The sequence below is a fragment of the Emticicia sp. CRIBPO genome, from assembly GCF_009905725.1.
Classification (GTDB): domain Bacteria; phylum Bacteroidota; class Bacteroidia; order Cytophagales; family Spirosomataceae; genus Leadbetterella.
Window position 1 is genome coordinate 784,634 of record NZ_JAAAKV010000001.1, and the last position, 18,044, is coordinate 802,677.

At 42.8% G+C, this 18,044-nt stretch carries 20 protein-coding genes; 3 read left to right on the forward strand and 17 right to left on the reverse strand.

Translation table 11 applies throughout. From position 1 onward, the window contains the following. Nucleotides 1-19: 19 nt before the first annotated feature. From GVN16_RS03540 to GVN16_RS03570, 7 genes are all read right to left on the reverse strand, one after another. A complete protein-coding gene (locus GVN16_RS03540) occupies nucleotides 20-820 on the reverse strand; it encodes an ABC transporter permease (RefSeq protein WP_166562447.1) in 801 nt (266 codons plus the stop codon). A 281-nt stretch (nucleotides 821-1,101) separates the two neighbouring features. Further along, entirely contained in the window at nucleotides 1,102-3,645 is a 2,544-nt protein-coding gene (locus tag GVN16_RS03545; RefSeq protein ID WP_166562448.1) for a DUF4132 domain-containing protein, read from the reverse strand. After that, entirely contained in the window at nucleotides 3,642-4,031 is a 390-nt protein-coding gene (locus tag GVN16_RS03550) for a hypothetical protein (RefSeq protein ID WP_166562449.1), read from the reverse strand. The genes GVN16_RS03545 and GVN16_RS03550 overlap by 4 nt, the downstream gene beginning before the upstream one ends. 414 nt (nucleotides 4,032-4,445) lie before the next feature. Next, complete coding sequence (locus GVN16_RS03555; protein ID WP_229244037.1) at nucleotides 4,446-5,573, reverse strand: VCBS repeat-containing protein; 1,128 nt, start codon at nucleotides 5,571-5,573, stop codon at nucleotides 4,446-4,448. Nucleotides 5,574-5,707: 134 nt separating this feature from the next. Further along, complete coding sequence (locus GVN16_RS03560) at nucleotides 5,708-8,524, reverse strand: PVC-type heme-binding CxxCH protein (protein WP_409013161.1); 2,817 nt, start codon at nucleotides 8,522-8,524, stop codon at nucleotides 5,708-5,710. Nucleotides 8,525-8,626: 102 nt separating this feature from the next. Then, nucleotides 8,627-9,220, reverse strand: a complete 594-nt coding sequence (locus GVN16_RS03565; protein WP_229244014.1) for a DUF1080 domain-containing protein — start codon at nucleotides 9,218-9,220, stop codon at nucleotides 8,627-8,629. Between the two features lie 117 nt (nucleotides 9,221-9,337). Further along, nucleotides 9,338-10,438: a PQQ-dependent sugar dehydrogenase gene (locus tag GVN16_RS03570; RefSeq protein ID WP_166562453.1), complete on the reverse strand. Its 1,101-nt coding sequence runs from the start codon at nucleotides 10,436-10,438 to the stop codon at nucleotides 9,338-9,340. 417 nt (nucleotides 10,439-10,855) lie between these two features. Here GVN16_RS03570 and GVN16_RS03575 point away from each other — a divergent pair, with 417 nt between their 5' ends. From GVN16_RS03575 to GVN16_RS03585, 3 genes are all read left to right on the forward strand, one after another. Next, entirely contained in the window at nucleotides 10,856-11,185 is a 330-nt protein-coding gene (locus GVN16_RS03575; protein WP_166562454.1) for a DUF6984 family protein, read from the forward strand. 9 nt (nucleotides 11,186-11,194) lie between these two features. Then, nucleotides 11,195-11,734, forward strand: coding sequence for a GNAT family N-acetyltransferase (locus GVN16_RS03580; protein WP_166562455.1), 540 nt, complete (start codon nucleotides 11,195-11,197; stop codon nucleotides 11,732-11,734). A gap of 97 nt (nucleotides 11,735-11,831) precedes the next feature. Further along, nucleotides 11,832-13,151, forward strand: coding sequence for a Gfo/Idh/MocA family protein (locus GVN16_RS03585; protein WP_166562456.1), 1,320 nt, complete (start codon nucleotides 11,832-11,834; stop codon nucleotides 13,149-13,151). 44 nt (nucleotides 13,152-13,195) lie between these two features. On the opposite strand, the gene GVN16_RS03590 is transcribed toward GVN16_RS03585, so the two are convergent. The 10 genes from GVN16_RS03590 to GVN16_RS03625 are packed head-to-tail and all read right to left on the reverse strand — an operon-like array spanning nucleotide 13,196 to nucleotide 18,005. Next, nucleotides 13,196-13,942 (reverse strand): class I SAM-dependent methyltransferase, encoded by a 747-nt coding sequence (locus GVN16_RS03590; protein ID WP_166562457.1) that lies wholly within the window; start codon nucleotides 13,940-13,942, stop codon nucleotides 13,196-13,198. Nucleotides 13,943-13,961: 19 nt separating this feature from the next. Then, nucleotides 13,962-14,387 carry a lasso peptide biosynthesis B2 protein gene (locus tag GVN16_RS03595; RefSeq protein ID WP_166562458.1) on the reverse strand — a complete coding sequence of 142 codons (426 nt, stop codon included), beginning with the start codon at nucleotides 14,385-14,387 and terminating at the stop codon, nucleotides 13,962-13,964. Further along, complete coding sequence (locus GVN16_RS03600) at nucleotides 14,384-15,184, reverse strand: TauD/TfdA family dioxygenase (RefSeq protein ID WP_166562459.1); 801 nt, start codon at nucleotides 15,182-15,184, stop codon at nucleotides 14,384-14,386. The genes GVN16_RS03595 and GVN16_RS03600 overlap by 4 nt, the downstream gene beginning before the upstream one ends. Before the next feature lie 40 nt (nucleotides 15,185-15,224). Continuing rightward, nucleotides 15,225-15,368 carry a hypothetical protein gene (locus GVN16_RS03605; RefSeq protein WP_166562460.1) on the reverse strand — a complete coding sequence of 48 codons (144 nt, stop codon included), beginning with the start codon at nucleotides 15,366-15,368 and terminating at the stop codon, nucleotides 15,225-15,227. Between the two features lie 37 nt (nucleotides 15,369-15,405). Further along, nucleotides 15,406-15,555: a hypothetical protein gene (locus tag GVN16_RS03610; protein ID WP_166562461.1), complete on the reverse strand. Its 150-nt coding sequence runs from the start codon at nucleotides 15,553-15,555 to the stop codon at nucleotides 15,406-15,408. Nucleotides 15,556-15,613: 58 nt separating this feature from the next. Continuing rightward, complete coding sequence (locus GVN16_RS26170) at nucleotides 15,614-15,742, reverse strand: hypothetical protein (protein WP_255490211.1); 129 nt, start codon at nucleotides 15,740-15,742, stop codon at nucleotides 15,614-15,616. Between the two features lie 48 nt (nucleotides 15,743-15,790). Next, nucleotides 15,791-15,922, reverse strand: a complete 132-nt coding sequence (locus GVN16_RS26175; RefSeq protein ID WP_255490212.1) for a hypothetical protein — start codon at nucleotides 15,920-15,922, stop codon at nucleotides 15,791-15,793. A gap of 16 nt (nucleotides 15,923-15,938) precedes the next feature. Next, entirely contained in the window at nucleotides 15,939-16,196 is a 258-nt protein-coding gene (locus GVN16_RS03615) for a PqqD family protein (RefSeq protein ID WP_166562462.1), read from the reverse strand. 52 nt (nucleotides 16,197-16,248) lie between these two features. Next, complete coding sequence (locus tag GVN16_RS03620) at nucleotides 16,249-17,094, reverse strand: sulfotransferase domain-containing protein (protein ID WP_166562463.1); 846 nt, start codon at nucleotides 17,092-17,094, stop codon at nucleotides 16,249-16,251. Further along, entirely contained in the window at nucleotides 17,091-18,005 is a 915-nt protein-coding gene (locus GVN16_RS03625) for a hypothetical protein (protein ID WP_166562464.1), read from the reverse strand. The genes GVN16_RS03620 and GVN16_RS03625 overlap by 4 nt, the downstream gene beginning before the upstream one ends. Nucleotides 18,006-18,044 lie beyond the last annotated feature (39 nt).

Genomic DNA, 18,044 nt, shown 5'->3' on the forward strand with positions numbered 1-18,044 from the left:
TATTAAATCCGGCTGAAAATTACCTGATGGCATTAACAAACTGAACGATGATCATTTCTTCTATAAAAATCAGGAACATGGATACCACCACAGCTGTGTTGGCAGCCTTACCTACCCCTTGTGTACCATTCTCGGCATGATATCCCTGGTAGCAGCTTGCTGCCCCGATCGTAAACCCGAAACAGATGGCTTTGACAAGCGAGGAATTAATGTCCAGGAACGAAATCGTACTGAAGGCATTTTTAATAAATGCAGCGAAACTGGTCTGCTCATTCTGATGGATATTGACAAATGACCCCATCATGGCCACCAACCCGGAGTATAAGGTCAGGACGGGAATCATAAATGTAGTGGCCAGCACACGGGTAACGACCAGGAACTTAAATGGATTGGTGGCTGATACCTCCATGGCGTCAATCTGTTCGGTCACTTTCATAGAACCCAACTCTGCCCCGATGTTGGAGCCCACTTTACCCGCAGCTATCAGGGCGGTCACCAGCGGGGCCAGTGCACGGATAACGGCAATGGTGATCAGCGAAGGCAGCCACGAACTGGCTCCAAAGGTAGATAATGAGGGCCTGGACTGCTTGGTAAATACAATTCCGACGATAAAACCCGTCATCGAAATCAGGGGCAACGACCTGTAACCGATCTGGTAACATTGGTTGATAAATTCCTTCCATTCAAAGGGAGAAGAAAATGCTTCCCCGAAAAACCGGCGAACGAATTTGAATATCTCGTAAATTTCAATAAAAAACGCATCAATCTTTCTGGAGATCAAATGCCTCTCTTCGGGTAAAGTGTCTGAATCTTTCTTCATGGTTTATTTAAATCTTATTTGGATAGTTCAGTTTATTGATATAAAAAATCGTTCCGCGGCAAGATACGGAATTATAAATTTTCAATTGCTATCAAATTTCTGAGCAATATAAATGGCAAAAGTAACTCCTTTCAGAATATTACATTAAGGTTTTGTTTAAATTTCGGGTGGTGAGATGGCAAGACAATAAAGTTAATTTAATTCATTAATTGTTTTTTTCTTAGGGCGTTTTCGAGATTATTTACATGTAGACAACTGGAATGAATTACATTTCTGATAAGTCAATATTTTCGGTTAATTTGAGAAGTAATTGTCTTGTCCGTTATTTTATCATCTTCGGCAAGAAGAAAAGCTTTAGATAAAATCACAGAAAGGCCCGTATCACCTTCAAAAGGCAGGAAGATGTTACCAGTTGTAACTTTACTTCCTCTATCAGGCACAATGCATAAATATTCATCATTAGGCTCCATCAAAATATTAGTGCTACCAATATGGATTTTATATGTACGGATTTTACCCTTGACGATTACAAACCGATCTGTCATTGAAGTAACGCTAGAAATCTTAAGTTTTGGAACTAATGCGGATAATAACACCTTCCTGTTTTTTGCTATTTCAGATAAATCCCCAAAAGAATACGAATGCCAATACCCTCTGTGTGCCCGAAACTCTCCCGAATCTACCCAATTAGGATCATTTCCTACGCTTGCCACACCCACGAACAAATCCACATCCCGCAAAGCTTCTGTAAATGGAATCAAAGGAACATTGGCTAATTCAACCACCTCATTATTTTCAAGATTCAAAAATCTTATCTGATCGGTTGATATATATTTGCTCATCCCGCTGTCAGAATATTCAAACTGCCCATCAATCGAATTTACCCAGTATTGTACCTTTAAGTTATGATCAGGAAGCTTTAATGTAGCAAAACTCTCATATCCTCCATCCCAGCCGCCCATGAACTTGGCAGCCCAGTTCCGTGCTTTTGCCAAAGCCACAAACTGGTGTTGCTTCAGAATATGCGAGGCCATGCGGTTACTGTAAACTCTTGTGTTAATCTCCGCATCAGTAACAAGATAAATTTCTCTGTAAGCTTGCTTCAATGGCTGCAAAATCTGGTTCTCATTTAAGAAATCACGCCATTTTTTCACCTCATCAGTACTGCTTGTTACAGGGTGCCACAAAGTTACCTGATCAAAAGAGTCTATTTCTACAATTTCGCTATTATTCGTTTTCCATACGCCATTGTGATAAATGGCCTCAGCCCTAAGTTCTCCTTTCAGAAAAACATAGATTATTTTCCGAACCAATATTGACAATAATCCATGCTCTAAATACTTCGCTTTAAAATAGGCCAGATCCATTACCCTGTTTCCTCTGAACATTCGGTCAATCCGGTCTCGCTGGGTTACTGTAACCTGATCAAGTTGTTTTTGAGTTTCTTTTATCTCTTTTAGCTTATTAGTGTAGCCCTCTTTAACAGACAGAGGTACTGTTTTTTGTTCTGTCCCGCCCTCCTTAAACCACCTTAATGAAGACTTACCCGCTCCGATAACTTCCAAAACACATTTAAAACCTTCAAACTTATATTCTCTGACACCATCGACTAAATCGAAATCTTCAACAGAAATATCTTCTATCTCATCAGACGATATCCCGAGCTTCTTTGCAGCTTCTGAAATATATTTCTCAATTAATGAAGTCGTATTAGTTTGTCTGATTCTTAATTTCAATCTTGATAACTGCCCTATCCCTTTAAAGTTTTTCGCTTCTGACAAAGCAAAAATACAAGCATTACCAATAGAAGGGGCCAGAGGGCCTTTGTAAGGAATTGTTTTACAACATTTTTCAGCTAATCTGCACAACAATTGAATCGAGTCGTCATCATTAAAATGAACTGACATCCAGATAAATCCCCTGATCGGATCTACATTGAGAGAATGAACATAGTAAACATCTTGAGATCTAACAATCTCCTTTTCTTTTAAATTAAGAAGAAAGTAAAACCATTGGAGAAGCATTTCTTTAAATGAAACCATTCCGATATTCCGGGCAAGTACTAAAGTTTCTTGATTGAATTTATTTGATGGTTTAGAGCCTTTTACTTTTTGAGCTATTTCAACAAGTTTATACCATAACAATCTTTCTTCACTAAGCCTTTCACCAATCAGATTATTGGCAAAAACAGAGAAATCATCTTGACCTATGAATAAAACAGACCTGGTTTCATAGGCCTCGGCAGAATCAAAAAGAAGCTTGTCTACTTTTTCGACAATTTCAACAATTATATAATCGGAATATTTATTCTCTTTGACCGCTATAGCTTGAGTTTTTAAATACAATAAAGCCTCTCTCATACTTTGTGAAAGCCCAGAGCCTTGTCGCTGTAATTCAATCTCCTTTAAAATACAAGAAAAATCCCATACATGAAGAGATGCTCTAAGTTCCCGCTCCGAAAGCAAAAAGATAGTCTGGAAGATACCTTTTAAATCTTCTCCCTCGAATCTAATTCTAGAGTTTAAAATCTTAGTTGCATAATCAAGTCGTACGCCATTGGTATGAAAATCTTCTTTTGTATCATGAAGATAAATTTGATTAATACAATAGGCAGCAAAATCTATTTTCTTTTTATCTGAAAACTGCAAAACTATATTGGTATAATAATCAAGACATTTTACATTAGAATCGAAATTGTTATGTAACCTTTTCAATTCTTCTACGGAAAGTTTCACTATGTCGTCATACCCGAAAATAACACTTCCTGTTTTGACTAACTCTTTCTCAAAACTTTTCTTGATTCTATCTATAATTCCCTTTATCATCCTCCTACTAACGGGGTTAGCTTAATAAAACCTACTTCCTGAATATCTTTTACGTTAAATTTTGAGTCCAGATCTGCGACTTGCTTATCATTTACAAAAACAAAAAAACTGTTTTTCAGAAAACCATCCAGAGCCACATACGTTTGCTCTTCGGCATCAACAATTCTACCAGTGCTTGGTATTTTATTCAGCGTCACCTCGGTTGCGGAAGGTGTAACCAAACCGGAATACGGCTTTTTTGTCTTTGAATTATAAAGTCCTACCTCATATGTTACTCGGGCACTTATGATCTCCCTAAGTGTAATTTCCTCTGAATCAACCGAAATATCGAAAGTGTTTATAGAGGCTCCGCTGACCGTTTGGTCTGTTAGTGAAATAATATTCATGTTAATTGATTTTTTGTCATCACCTGATTTCAAATATACGAAGCTCTGAACTATCCACAAAAACTCAACCCTCTTAAATCCATACTATTTAGAAATCAGTCGTAATTCTAAGTAAAAATCTATGATAGAGGGCGTGCATACAAGACCATTTATTCTGATACTATTTGTTAAGCCTTCATCCTTTACAAATACGGAGCCTTATTAGCAGCTCCCGTAAATTTCTTTTCGAGGCGGTCGAGTACATTTAACTCCGAGTTGGTCCTCACGAAACAATAGTAAATAAGTAGTCAGGTTTACAAATTTAAAGGCGACTGCCTTTGACCTGTGATATTCCGGAAAGTTAAAAGCTGAAACGGAAAAGTTGAATATAAATGATTGAAACGAATAAGGGGTGAGTTTTTCACCCCTTGTTTTTTACTTCTTTATTGTGTTCTCAAAGAGGAATACCCCGCTTTTATTAGAAATAATGATATCGAGCTTCTTGTCTTTGTTCATGTCTTTTACCGTGATATTCAGACCCGCACCGGAGGCATCGTCAATGATGTGTTCTTTCCAGTAAGGGGCCTTGCCGGGCGTATGTTCAAACCAGACCAGGTAGGGCGTATCTCCATCACCTGCATCACGTCCGTTGTGAGCCAGAAAACGCTTTCCGGTAATGTACTCAGCCCGGCCGTCGCCATTCAGATCAGCCATGATCGATGAGTGGGTCTGTGCCGTCACATTGCTGATAAGGTGGGTTTTGAAGTTGATCTTGCCTTGCTCTTCGATCTGTTCATACCACCAGATACCCAGGGCATGTGCCGAAGCAGCCACGACATCGTTTTTACCGTCGCCATTTACATCCATGACCTGCATGTGTGAACAGGGCTCTCCGAGGTTGGCTGGATGAAATACCCAGTTGCCGCCTTTAAGGTCTTTGGTACCTTTGTACCAGCCTTCCCGTACCACCACGTCTTTGATGCCATCCTTGTCGATGTCTCCATAACCGATGCCATGAGAATACATTTCTGTTCCCGGTGACTTCTCTGCACTGAGGGCGTGGCGTTTCCATTCCGTCTCACCTTTTTTTACAGGAGCCTGCAGCCATATTATTTGCTTTTTAGCCTTATCGCCGCAGAGGATGTCCAGTCTGCCGTCTCCGTCAATGTCAATAAAACCGGGTGATTCGTTGGCTATTCCTACAGATTCAGCAATCATGTGCTTTTTCCACTCACCAGGTTTATTTTTCGGATTTTCAAACCAAAAGCCGGGGTCCCCCGGATAATCGACGATCACGACATCATCCCATCCGTCCAGGTTGACGTCCATCCCGAGGTTCAGAAAGGACTTGCTGTATTCTTTTCTCGGATCGAACACCCGCGAAGGAGCCATCTCGTGACGCATCCAGTTTGGAGCCTCAAACCAGTAATAACCCGCCACAATGTCCAGTTTACCATCTTTATTCAGGTCAGCCACTGCCACGCCTTCAGAAAGGAAGTCTGTGGTGATGGTGGTCTTTTTGAAACCGGGGTAAGCCGACTGCCCAGAAACGAAACTTACCATTCCGACGGCGATCAAAAATGCTGCAACGGCAGACAATTTATTTTTTTGTAATTTCATCATGTTCAATGTTTTTATAAGAACAAACGAGATATAACTTTCCATTTCTTTTGTCATCTTTCGTTTCCCTTTGATCATCACTCTGTTCCTTGTTTTTCAAGTAATTTATCGATCAGCATCTGGTTTTCGTGGTTGTCATGAGATTTACCCAATCGATCGTTCAGTTCTTTCAACGATTTCCTGGCCTCTTCAGTGTTTACCGCCCCTACCCGACGTATCATATAATTCAAAAACTTAGGCAATTTTGCTTTTTCAGCCAATTTCAGAGCACGGTCAGGGTTTGCCTCACCCAAAGGCTCAGCAGCGTACCATACCATCAGCGGCTGATTCTGATCTGCTTTGTCCGCAGCTTTTTGTGATAAGGCAGCCACCACATCCCATCGCTGTTCAGGGGCAGTACGCTGCATAGCGGCGGCCAGGTACAATCTCACCAAAGGAGAAGCATCTGACTGGGCAAGTCCGGCAAAGCGTTTTAGGGTTTCGGCAGACGGCTTTTTATCTTCTGCCAGCAACTGAATGGCCCAGCTCCGGATATACTCATTAGTATTAAGAAGTAAGTCATTCAGGTCTTTTTCAGTCAGCCCTTTCGTCACATGCAAGGCCCATAAAGCCCTCAGTTTCCTGGTAACATCGGGGTTTTTCACCAGGATTTCTTTCAGGGCAGCATGGACTTCCGGATCAGGGCCACGCTCCTGCAGGATATTTTTAGCCTGCCGCACATACCATTCATTCGGATTAAGCTGATAATTAACCAGCTGCATATTTGTAGCCTTGGAAAGATCAACCTGTACCCACTTATCATTTTCGTTGGTAATCTTGAAAATCCTGCCCATAGTCTTATTATGAACATCGGGATTCGGGCTGTGACATTGGTTTTTGTCATACCAGTCGATTGCCCAAACCGATCCGCTGGGGTCATACTTCGTGTTGATCCACTGAGACCAGGAGTCGTTCATCACCAGGAAGTCTTTTTTGTGTTTTGCCACATAGCCTGTCCCTGATTTTACGAGCTGATCCACATTAAACCTGGCCCCGTTGATGTTATTCATGAAAATATTATTCCGGTATTCAGCCGGCCAGCTGTTGCCTCCCATATAGATCATGGCTCCTGCATGTGCGTGGCCTCCTCCGGCCGAAGCAGAACGGAAATTACCGGCATGCGGCCCGCGGTCGCCCAGGTAATGCACGTGATCAGCAATGGTCTTAATGTCATCATAGATGTAAGGGTTAAAATGTTTTCCCGCCTGGCGGAAGTACCTTCCACCCTGGATCACATTGTACATGTGCGGAATAACACAGGCCGTGATAAATGAATGTCCGTAATCATTAAAATCAATACCCCACGGATTACTTGAGCCCTCCGCAAAAACTTCAAACTGACGGGTTGTGGGGTGGAATCTCCAAACCCCGCCGTTAATTTTTAATCTCTCCGAATCAGGTGCACCGGGTTTGCCTACATTGGAGTGGGTAAACACACCATGTGTGCCATACAGCCAGCCGTCAGGCCCCCATCTCAGGCTGTTCAATACTTCATGGGTATCGTGCACACCCCAACCGTCCAGCAGTTTCTGAGGAGGACCGGCGGGTTTGTCATTGGCGGCGTCAAGCGGAATATACAAAAGGTAAGGTGCAGCCCCCAGCCATACCCCTCCCATGCCCAGCTCTATACCGCTGACCAGGTTAAGGCCTTCCATAAACACCTTTCTGCTGTCCAGTGTCCCGTCGCCGTTGGTATCTTCAAAAATCAGGATCCTGTCTCTGCCCTGCCCTTCCGGTGCAGGAACAGGATAGGTATGTCCTTCCACCACCCATAACCTGCCGCGGGCATCCAGGGTAAAGCAGATAGGTTTTACCACTTCAGGTTCAGCCGCTGCCAGGGTGATTTTAAATCCTTTCGGCAGGGTCATCGCCTTGGCGGCCTCTATCCCGGATAAGCCTGAGTTGAGTACCGGGTCCAGGGGAGGCATCACAATGATGTCTTTCTGATTCAGCTCATTCGGGAAATTCGGCCGGCTGGGGTAAAACAGGAAGTTGTCAAAATTGATATGTGCCCATTTATCATGTCCGATGTAAGGAATCGGTGAAATACCGGTTTCATTATCAATGATCCTGATAAAGATATTTTTATTCAGGTAAGACCTCAGATCAGCCACAACAGGTTGCAGTGTGGCACGACCCTGTCCTGTAGAATGGAAAATTACTTTTTTGGTATCGGCCAGCACCAGTTCAACGCGGGTGTCCTGCAAAGCCCCGCCTGAAACCCTGAAAGCGGCATAGGGCTGCGTTACTTTAAACGGTACCGAACTGAGTGTTCCGGTCAGTCTGTAATCCTTTGTGCCACCTGAACTCAGGAAATGTTTACCCTCAAAACCGATCTGCATGTCTTTTTCATGCACAGGTGAAGGGTCTTCACTGAAAACCGGGCTTTTGAACGCGTCTCCGGTGGCCGTCCAGTCTTTCAGAGTGCCTGTTTCAAAATTGAGGTTCAGCGGCTGCCCGTTTTTCACCGGCAGTTTACCGGCAATGGTCTTCCCGGTAAGCGATCCCTCGACAACCTCAAATTTACCCACCATTCCTGCTATGCGGTGGCCTGGGACGGTACAATAATAAGTATCATTGCTTTGAGCCACAAAAGTGATACTGGTTGAAGTTCCTTTTTCGAGGATGGTCTTGCTTTTGATTCCCAGTTTTTCGAGGGCGATGTCGTGTGTCATTACCTCGCCGTTGGTAATGGTGATCCTGACGCGGTTACCTTTATTGGCTTTTAATGTAGGGTTCCGGGTACCGTCTTTCGCAAAAAAACCAAGCATAGTGGCTTCCAGCTTGTATTCATGATCAATGTGTGAGGTGTCCTGGCCCTGTTGGGGTTGAAACGCTGAAACCCAGCCGGGCATCAGCAAAATGACAAAAAGTTTGAGTTGGAGTAAAAGGCATTTCTTCATGTTTTAAGGTAGAATAAAAGGTTAAAAAATATAATCTAAGGTTAATTGTACTCCTTACGGAAGTTCTTCTATGGTGATGTCTTTGAACGACACCTGTGCGGCCCCTCCTCCATGGATCTGAAAACCAATCAGACCGGTCTGGGGAATGCTGGTATCAGGTTCTGTGTAATCAACGGACTGTTTCCCATTGATATACAGACGGATACGGCGTTTATCGGCATGAACGACATAGTCGTTCCAGTCGTTTATTTTTATCCATTTCAATACTTGCACGGAGTCGGGTTTGATCAGGGTCTTGTTGCGGCGTGATTCATCGTAAAGGCTTACCCAGAAATTCTCACCGAAGTCGGCCTGGTAACCGATCATTTCATAAGAAGGATTGGTGAGTCTGCGGCTTCTGAACTGTATGCCTGAATTGATGAACCCTTTGGTTCCGTTCAGTTTGATTTTAGCTTTCAGGATAAAGTTGGTGTAATCACGGGTAGTGCACAGAAAATCGTTATGAGGGACAGTCTCTTTAAGGGAGCCGCCCACAATAGCCCCGTTTTCTATTCTCCAGGTTTTTATCGTGTCTCCTTCCCAGCCTTTAAAGGTTTTACCATCAAAAAGCCTGGTGGTTCTGGCAACCGGCGGAAGAACAAAACTCATTAAACAGCAGACAATTAAGGTTGAATATAAAAGGTAAGGTTTCATAGATTGCGGGTTTAAGGTTAAAGAATAACCGTGCAGAAAAGACGGCACGATTATTCTGACAAAGGACTGATATTATTTAGCCGGAACAAGTTTGACCAAAAGCCCCGGGCCTTCACTGACAGCATAAATAATGCCTTCAGGACTTTGGGTTACATGACGTACCCTTCCGATATCCTGAAGTAATTTTTCTTCGGTTACATACTTTGTACCATCCAGTTCAACACGGGCAATATGGCGGAACGCCAATGCTCCCACCAAAAGATTGCCTTTCCATCCAGGGTATTTATCGCCGGTGATGATGGCCATACCACATGGTCCGATAGACGGCACCCAGTATCTTGCAGGATTGGTTACGCCTTCCATTTCTTTGAATTCCGTCAGGATAGAACCGTCATAGTTGATACCGTAAGAAGTTTTTGGCCAGCCGTAATTCTTGCCTTTTTCAATCAGATTCAGTTCGTCACCACCTTTAGGGCCATGCTCTGCTGCCCAGATCCTGTCGGTAGCCGCATCATAGATCATCCCCTGCGGGTTTCTGTGTCCGTAAGTCCAGATCGAAGCACTTGCTCCGGCCTGGGCCGCATATGGATTGTCCTTAGGAATACGCCCGTCAGGATAGATGCGGTGTATTTTACCATGATCATTGTCAAGCAGTTGTACTTTTGGCTGCGTACCTCTTTCTCCGACACTGATAAACATGAAACCGGCTTTGTCAAAAGCGATACGGCTGCCGAAGTGGAAATTGGCAGAGATAAAAGGCTTGGCCAGGAAAATATCCTTTTTCTCTGTCACCTGGTTGCCTTTCAGTTTAAAACGGGTCACAGCCGTGGTAGCTCCGCCTTCCACAGGTTTTGCATAAGAAATATAGATAAAGCCGTTCTTTTTATAGTTCGGGTCTATCTGGATGTCCAGAAGACCGCCTTGTCCCTGGTTAAAAACTTCAGGAACACCCGACAGTTTTTCGCCTGTAAATTTATCGCCTTTAAACACGAGTATTTCTCCGGATCTCTCGGTGACCAAAAGCCGTCCGTCCGGTAGCCATACCATGCCCCATGGATTTTTAAGTTTGTCATACAGTTTTTCTACTGTAAACGCCGGATGTGTCGCCTGACCGAATGAAAAGGTAAGTGAGCCCAACAGAAGAAAAAGAAGTAAAAGAGAAGTTTTTTTCATCTTGATTGAAAATAGGTTTGTTTATTGAAAAATGACAATACCAGAACAGTACTTCAGGTTAACGTACCTTTTTTGAATACGTGTCTAAAACACATTAATTCTTAGTTTTATCCAAAGTTATCAACTATTGAAGCATTTTTTTATATCCGGCGATTATTTTTTGTTTATATCTTACCGGGGCGGGGTTTTATTTGATTGTGGTCTGAATCATTCAGGCATTCTGCGGCTTTCACGCCGGTTCCGGAAGCCGGTCTTACACCCAGGCAGCGGTCTTTAACCTGTTCACCTTACCCAAACCGTGCAAACAAAAATCAGCTGGTCATGGGTCATCAGAAATTCGGATAAAATTTGATAACTTTGAGCCGGAAAAGTATGGATTCTGAGTCTGTATCTTTTCTTTAAATTCTAATAAAACCAATGGGAGCATTAAGAAGACCGACACCTGAAGAAGAAAAATTCATTGCATTTATGATCAAAAAATCATCAAAATCCTTTCCGGATACCTGGAAAAAAGACCTGATGGTTTCTTCAATAGATGTGGGGGAGTCAGGCAGTCTGAACCTTTTCCCTGACGGAAAAGTCAGTAACAACAGGGAGTTTGGCGACCAGATCAGTGAATATACTTTTAAAGACAAAGACCGTGTGGAGGTTATTGCCTCTCTGAATGTCGATGAGAAAGGGCAGCTTTTTGAACTGGATATCTGGAAAGCTGATTTCAGCGACCTGATTCAATTTCCGGCAGTTTAATTTACAGCTATGAACAACGAACCCATAAAAATTACTAAAGCAACGCTTAGCGATATAGACAAGCTCCGCGATATCGGCATACAAACATTCAGAGAGACTTTCGATGAAAGCAATACTGAAGAAGATATGCAGAATTATCTCGAGGAAAGTTTCAATATCGAAAAGCTCACAGCGGAAGTGAGCCATCAAAACTCGGAGTTTCATCTGGCCTCATCCGGCGGACAAGTCATCGGTTATCTGAAGGTTAATTTCGGTGATGCCCAGACCGAACTAAAGGAAAATGAGGGTTTCGAGATTGAACGGATTTACGTGGCCAAAGATTTCCACGGACAAAAGATCGGTCAGCTGCTGTACGAAAAAGCACTTGAAACAGCCAGGAACCGAAATGCCCGGTACGTCTGGCTTGGGGTCTGGGAAAAGAACACAAAGGCTATCAGTTTTTATAAGAAAAACGGTTTCGTTGAATTCGATCAGCACATTTTTAAACTGGGTGAAGACATTCAGACCGATCTGATGATGAAGCTTGAGCTGACGCAGGCCGGCTTTTAATTGATCCCGCCGAAGTTTCTTTAAAATAGAATCACTAATCCCCGTAAACAATTGTCTATTCTCAATAATTGTATATTTTTGAGAAAAAATAATACTTATGCCTAATCGAAGAAACTTCTTGAAAAATATGGGGGCTGCTACGCTGGGTGCAGGTATTCCGCTGACCGACGCCATAGCTACTCCTCCTGAAAGAAATGCCAATCACATTAACGTTGCCCTGATCGGTGTCAGAGGCATGGGCTGGGCTGATCTTTCTTCTTTTTTAAAAAATGCTGACACCACCTGTGTAGCCCTTTGCGATGTAGACGCCGGTTTGTTAGAAAAAAGAGCCTCTGAAATCGAAAAGAAATTCGGCAATAAGCCCAAAACCTTCGGCGACCACAGGGAACTGCTTAAAATGAAGGAACTGGATGCTGTCATCGTCGGCTCACCCGATCACTGGCACTGCATACAGGTAGCAGACGCCTGTGCTGCCGGAAAGGATGTTTATGTGGAGAAACCTATTTCCATTACGATTGAAGAAGCTGATCTGATGGTCAAAGTGGCCAGAAAATATAACCGTATAGTACAGGTAGGTCAATGGCAGCGAAGCGACAGGCACTGGATTAACGCCCTCAAAGAATTGAAGACAGGCTCCATCGGTAAAGTCAGACAGGTAAAAGCCTGGGCAGATGTAAACTACGGACGGAATTTTGATGTAGTGCCGGATTCTGAAGTGCCACTAGGAGTGGATTATGACCGTTGGTTAGGGCCTGCTCCTAAAAGACCGTTCAATAAAAACCGCTTTCACGGCTCCTTCCGTTATTTCTGGGATTATGCGGGTGGCCTGATGACGGACTGGGGTGTGCATATGCTGGACATGGTTTTAGCCGGTATGAACGCCAAAGAACCTAAATCTGTGATGGCTATCGGAGGTAAGTTTGCTTTCCCGAATGACGCCGCCGAAACACCGGACACGCTGACCACCGTTTATGATTTCGGCAATTTCAGCCTGGTCTGGGAGCAATTCATGGCCATGGGCACGTCACCTTATCTTGATGATTCCGGAGAACCCGGTGTAGCCTTTATCGGCGAGAAAGGGATTCTGGCCATCAACCGCGTAAGCTGGAAAATCATGCCGCTGCAGGAAGACGGAAAATACATGATGAACGCCCTGCCCGTGAGAAGAACCAACGAAATAGGTCTCGACAACCACACCAGGAACTGGCTGGAATGCATCAGAGACCGTAAAGAACCGAATTGCAATATTGAAACCGGCCGGAATGTGGCCCTGGTAGCTCATTTGGGCAATATTGCCTACAGAACAGGCCGTAAACTGGAATGGGATGCTGAAAAACGTGGTTTCAAAAACGATGACGAAGCCAATAAATTAGTCAAATCGCATTACCGCTCGCCCTGGGAACTGCCTAAGGTCTGAGACAAATTCTAAGCTGTGGAAAATAATTTCACAGCTTTTTCATTTTACTTTTTCTGAAAAACCCTGAAGCATTTACTCACTTCGGCAATTTTCCTGTTATCCTTGTTAAAAAGAGGTCTCTCTCTCACTTTCGGATTCGATGGTGCGTTTAAAATACTGTAATGAGGCATCAGGCTCGTTTCCATGAAATTAAAATCACAGTGATCTAAAAATATCAAACCTCCTGGTTTTAATTTTTTGTCCAGTACTTTCAGCTGGTTTTCAAATTTTTCAAAAGGTATGGCTGATTCCTTCCGGTGCTTTTCATGCCGGTTGGCAGGATGTTGAAATACCGCCAGGCAAAAAACAGCATCAAGGTCTTTGAGTTGAGTGAAATCTTCAGACAAACTATGAATAAATGTCCTGTTTTCTGATCCATATTCCTCGTCTGCCTTTTTTATGCACCATGGATTGATATCAGTTCCGGTCAGCTCGGCATGCGGAACATATTGGGCGATGCTGGCGATTTCTTCGCCGGTAGAACATCCGAAAGACAACAGTTTTGGTTGCTCAATTTCTTTAAAATGTTCTTTGGCTATATTGAAAAGATCAGGATAACGGTCGGTTTCTGTTGCATTGGAAAACTGATGATAATCGTTTTTGAAACGCAGGCTGCTGAGGACTCTGGAACGGTAAGCCGGGTCGAATGTCATCCGGCACAAATTACAACACCTGTATAACAATTTGTAAACACCTTTACCATAAACAGCATTGTAGCTGCGGTCTTTGATTTCTTTTATTATCTTACTCATCTTTTCAACCAGGATTTATTTAAGAAAAGACAGAATGGACCATATAATCAGATGGACGGCAAAAGCCTGTAATCATGATCCCTCCTGCAACAGACCAGGCATGTCCCTCTGTTTTGCCGCTCTCATTTTTTTTAAATCCCACAAAAATCTGATAAGGAATATGATAGAAGTTACATAATATTTTGGCCTGAAGAGCCTGATGCCTGCAGACGTTCTCCCAGGGAACATATTTATTGACCAACTTTATAGCAAACCTGATATCGCTGATGAGTGCTTTATCAGTTTCACCCGGTTGCAGTGTGTGTCCTACGCTACCGAAGCTGGCTTTTCGCTGATAAAACCGGTATAGCAGGAAAGTGTAGAAGGAAATAAAAGAAGTAAAGAAAAATAAGTATTTCCTTCTGAAGCTCATGGAGATAAACAACCTTGTTTTTCGTAACATCATGATTTGTAGTTACCCCAGTATCTTAACATATGTCTTTTTGAAGGTCCGTCGAAGTCTTTGAAAGGCATTCTTCCATGCAACATCTTCCGGTTGTCCGCGATCAGAAAGTCGCCGCTTTCCATCCGGAATTTTATATTATTCATCTGAGCAAGTAAAATTCTGTCCAGTTTGTTGATCGCCAAAACCTGCTCCTCCGTCAATAGGATACCTGATTTCTCATGGCCCTGTTCGATTATTGTACGAAAATAATTGATCCGGCTAAAATTACCCAGGTTGTCGGACACTAAAATCTTTCTTTTTACAAAAGGTTCTCCGTAATTTCCGGTAGTGGAAAAACAAAAATCATGGGTACTTAAGATTCGCATTAAATCCGGATCCTCAGAAACTGCACCAAACACACTTTCCCCATCAATCAGAATACTCTCTCCACCTATTTCTGCAGGTTTGACACAAGCCAGACCCATAATTTGCGGAACTTCAATCAGAACATGCAGGCCGTCATTGTGAAAATTAAAAGCTACTGACGAATTGGCATATGAAGTCGCATTCGTGCCTCCCTTGCTTATCAAAACCTGAAGTTCTTTCGTTCCGGACGAATCCTGTGACAAAGATTCGAACAATCTGTCAAAAATAAGCCGGTAAATCTCATTACCATAATGAAGGTCTCCTGTTTTCAGAACACAGTAATGATAGCTCGAAATAAGCCCAAATAGTTTCTCTCTGAACTCCACCATTTCTGCCTCATCCGGTTCCGGAGAGAAAACACCGGGGAAACATTGCATATCAAGTGTAACCATAGAGAAACTATTTGAAGAAAATCTGTTTGTTTTATTAGAATCAGCTGGTAAATCCACTTAATTCAGGACCTGATCCGTCTCCTGAAAAGAGTTTAACTTCCTGCATCTCCGGGCTGACCCAGTCTTTCAATAGAACTTGTTCGCCAGCAACCAAAGGCTGTACTTCCTGCGTCGGTTTTTCCATATTGAATAGATGTTTACGTTGATTGCCTGATTAAATGTCAGCTCTTAGCAGAGCCAATAGAAAATTCTGGAGATGCTCCATCTCCTCCGAAAACCTTAACTTCCTGCATTTCCGGACTGATCCAGTCTTTCAATTGAACTTGTTCGTTCGCAGCCGGAGACTGCTCCTCATGTGTTGGTTTTTCCATGGTCAAGAAAATTTAATGGTTTGTTTTATAATATTTAAGGTTTAAATACACGTTGAAATTAGCTTAAAGGATCAAGTAACCAGCTTGCTGCTGCCACTTCCATGGTTTGCATTTCAGGGCTGACCCATTCCTTCAGTACATTTTCTTCTTTTGAAAGTACCGGGGTTATTTTGTTGTTTTGTTCCATAATTTTAGCTTTAGTCAGGGTTAAATATTCGGGTTTGTATCTTCAGACTTAACTTGCCAGCGGGTCACGTAAGGCAATATCCCAAACACCGCTATCTGCTTTTTGTATTTCAAGCACTTCCATGCAGGGACTGATCCATTCTTTTAACAGGGTTAATTCATTGAGCTCTGAAACTTCCATTTTTATTAAATAGGGGTTAATTGATGTATTCTTTACTTTTCAACTGATCCACTGCCTTTTCTACTTCTTTCAGGCAATCAGTTTCCGAAATGGCGTACTCACTGCAGAGTAATGAGACAATCTCCTGATTATCTTTACCTTCGTTGATACCCTTCATGATTTTATAGAAAGTTTCGTTCAGTGTTACATACTCATTTTTTTCGATGTCATAAACGACACCCTCATCACCCAGCTGGGTAAACAGAATTTTTTCAGTGTTAATTTGATAGGTCATTTTTATCCTTCTGCTATTAGTTATCTTGCTTACAACCGGGCAATTAGCCACTTCATTCCCAATACCCGAATGCACGCATCATGGGCTCGTGAACTTCTTTAATACGTTGGATTTGTGAAGGACTCAGCTCATCTTTCCAGCGGCCTACCTGTCCTTTATAAAAGAAACTGGACTTCGGGTTCATATTCTCGGCAAAACCGGATTCCTGCTCTTTCTTCTTCAGCTTTTCAAATGCGGTGGCGTTTATGGCTTTTTGTATCTGTTCGTCGGTGTGTTCTAGACCCATGGCTTTCACAGCTGCTCTGAAGGTCTGAAAAGGATTGAAACGTAAGTCCTCGTAACGGACAAAGTGTACGGCAAATCTAGGATTTTTTTTCCAACTTTCTACATGCATCGACCAATTCAATAATATTTGATTAAATTGGTGCCCGGCAGTATTTTTACCGGCAAACTCCCCGGCAGGATTATTGATAAACTTCTCTATAACCGCTTCCGTATCTTTATCCAGGTGATTGGATAATGACAGCGTCACATCCAGGGGGTTTCTGATGAGGTAAACTGCCATTTTTGTCGGTTCGTCAGGCACCAACGGCAGACCGTCTGCCTCAGACATCGTAAATGCATCATGGATTTTAACAAACAAAGGCTTATCCGAATGGTCTGATAAATAGGAAAAGGACAGCCTTCTGAACTTTTCAATCTGTCCCTGCCTTAAGAAAACAGGATCCAGGTCCAGACTTCTTTCAAGATTATTTTTTCCGGAAAAAATACCTCCCGTTGACATATCATTGATGTCCGGTTCTTTTTCTGTCAGCAAAGCCGAAAGAAATGACCGCATCCAGGTATTTCCCGATTTAGGATAAGAAGCCAGCCAGACGATGTTCTTATCCCCCTTCATACTTTCTTGATGATCTGCGAGTCAATAGCCTCGGCAAAGCTATCGAAAGTATCAGTAAACCTTGGCCTTGCGGCCTGCCAGGCAGGTAAGACATTAGCCAGTTTTGTTACGTTTTCGAACCGGACACGCTGCTTTTTCATGCCGTCGAGCCACTGTCCCCTGTAAATATTCTCAACCAGGAGTTTCATACAACGGGTTGTTCCGGTTTCAGTTATCTGAATATCTGCCCCTCTCTCTTCCAGGAATACAATGCCTTTGACAAGCACAGCTTCCGCAGTAAACTTCTCATGAAAAGAAAAACCATATTTATCCAGCTCTCCATAAATATGCTGTTTATCCGAGTCAGAATAAATCGACTGTTTTTCAACGGTATTCTGCCACAAACGTAGCATCGGATACGAGGCCTTCGCAAACACCTGACCTTCATGCACATACAACAAAGCGGTATCGTCTGTAAACAGGTCATAACCCTTATGCTGAAGCATAAGTGCCGTCGTACTTTTACCGGTTCTGGAAGGTGCCGCAAAAAGCAGCACCTCGTTCTCCTTCACAAAAACACCGGAAACGTGAAAAGGAATAAGGTTTCGCTGAAATAAAGCGGCAGCAAGGCAATTGCTGTAAAAATAAAGCAAAATCTCATCCAGGTTATTGCCTAGTATTTCAATGGTAATATACTGACCGTCAACCACATAATATTTGGCAACACCCGGCACCTCATACCGGAACTCGTTTTCATTAAATGTACTGAAAGGCTTGATTTCCAGCGGAGCATTGACCAAAAAGTCAGGCACAGCCCCTGCCTCAACCATGATGGGCTGCAGATCAGCTTCATTATCACTGGCAGGAATAAGTGCAGGCAATTCCATAGAAGATACTACAGGAATTCCGTAAGCTTGATAGTGGTAGGGCATTCATTTTAAATTTGATGCAAATAAATAAAATATTCATCG

What these genes read in the sequence shown, in the direction of transcription:
- GVN16_RS03540 (WP_166562447.1), bottom strand. Translation starts at nt 820, where the DNA reads ATGAAGAAAGATTCAGACACTTTACCCGAAGAGAGGCATTTGATCTCC.
- GVN16_RS03545 (WP_166562448.1), bottom strand. Translation starts at nt 3,645, where the DNA reads ATGATAAAGGGAATTATAGATAGAATCAAGAAAAGTTTTGAGAAAGAG.
- GVN16_RS03550 (WP_166562449.1), bottom strand. Translation starts at nt 4,031, where the DNA reads ATGAATATTATTTCACTAACAGACCAAACGGTCAGCGGAGCCTCTATA.
- GVN16_RS03555 (WP_229244037.1), bottom strand. Translation starts at nt 5,573, where the DNA reads ATGGTAAGTTTCGTTTCTGGGCAGTCGGCTTACCCCGGTTTCAAAAAG.
- GVN16_RS03560 (WP_409013161.1), bottom strand. Translation starts at nt 8,524, where the DNA reads ATGCCCGGCTGGGTTTCAGCGTTTCAACCCCAACAGGGCCAGGACACC.
- GVN16_RS03565 (WP_229244014.1), bottom strand. Translation starts at nt 9,220, where the DNA reads ATGAGTTTTGTTCTTCCGCCGGTTGCCAGAACCACCAGGCTTTTTGAT.
- GVN16_RS03570 (WP_166562453.1), bottom strand. Translation starts at nt 10,438, where the DNA reads ATGAAAAAAACTTCTCTTTTACTTCTTTTTCTTCTGTTGGGCTCACTT.
- GVN16_RS03575 (WP_166562454.1), top strand. Translation starts at nt 10,856, where the DNA reads ATGGGAGCATTAAGAAGACCGACACCTGAAGAAGAAAAATTCATTGCA.
- GVN16_RS03580 (WP_166562455.1), top strand. Translation starts at nt 11,195, where the DNA reads ATGAACAACGAACCCATAAAAATTACTAAAGCAACGCTTAGCGATATA.
- GVN16_RS03585 (WP_166562456.1), top strand. Translation starts at nt 11,832, where the DNA reads ATGCCTAATCGAAGAAACTTCTTGAAAAATATGGGGGCTGCTACGCTG.
- GVN16_RS03590 (WP_166562457.1), bottom strand. Translation starts at nt 13,942, where the DNA reads ATGAGTAAGATAATAAAAGAAATCAAAGACCGCAGCTACAATGCTGTT.
- GVN16_RS03595 (WP_166562458.1), bottom strand. Translation starts at nt 14,387, where the DNA reads ATGATGTTACGAAAAACAAGGTTGTTTATCTCCATGAGCTTCAGAAGG.
- GVN16_RS03600 (WP_166562459.1), bottom strand. Translation starts at nt 15,184, where the DNA reads ATGGTTACACTTGATATGCAATGTTTCCCCGGTGTTTTCTCTCCGGAA.
- GVN16_RS03605 (WP_166562460.1), bottom strand. Translation starts at nt 15,368, where the DNA reads ATGGAAAAACCGACGCAGGAAGTACAGCCTTTGGTTGCTGGCGAACAA.
- GVN16_RS03610 (WP_166562461.1), bottom strand. Translation starts at nt 15,555, where the DNA reads ATGGAAAAACCAACACATGAGGAGCAGTCTCCGGCTGCGAACGAACAA.
- GVN16_RS26170 (WP_255490211.1), bottom strand. Translation starts at nt 15,742, where the DNA reads ATGGAACAAAACAACAAAATAACCCCGGTACTTTCAAAAGAAGAAAAT.
- GVN16_RS26175 (WP_255490212.1), bottom strand. Translation starts at nt 15,922, where the DNA reads ATGGAAGTTTCAGAGCTCAATGAATTAACCCTGTTAAAAGAATGGATC.
- GVN16_RS03615 (WP_166562462.1), bottom strand. Translation starts at nt 16,196, where the DNA reads ATGACCTATCAAATTAACACTGAAAAAATTCTGTTTACCCAGCTGGGT.
- GVN16_RS03620 (WP_166562463.1), bottom strand. Translation starts at nt 17,094, where the DNA reads ATGAAGGGGGATAAGAACATCGTCTGGCTGGCTTCTTATCCTAAATCG.
- GVN16_RS03625 (WP_166562464.1), bottom strand. Translation starts at nt 18,005, where the DNA reads ATGCCCTACCACTATCAAGCTTACGGAATTCCTGTAGTATCTTCTATG.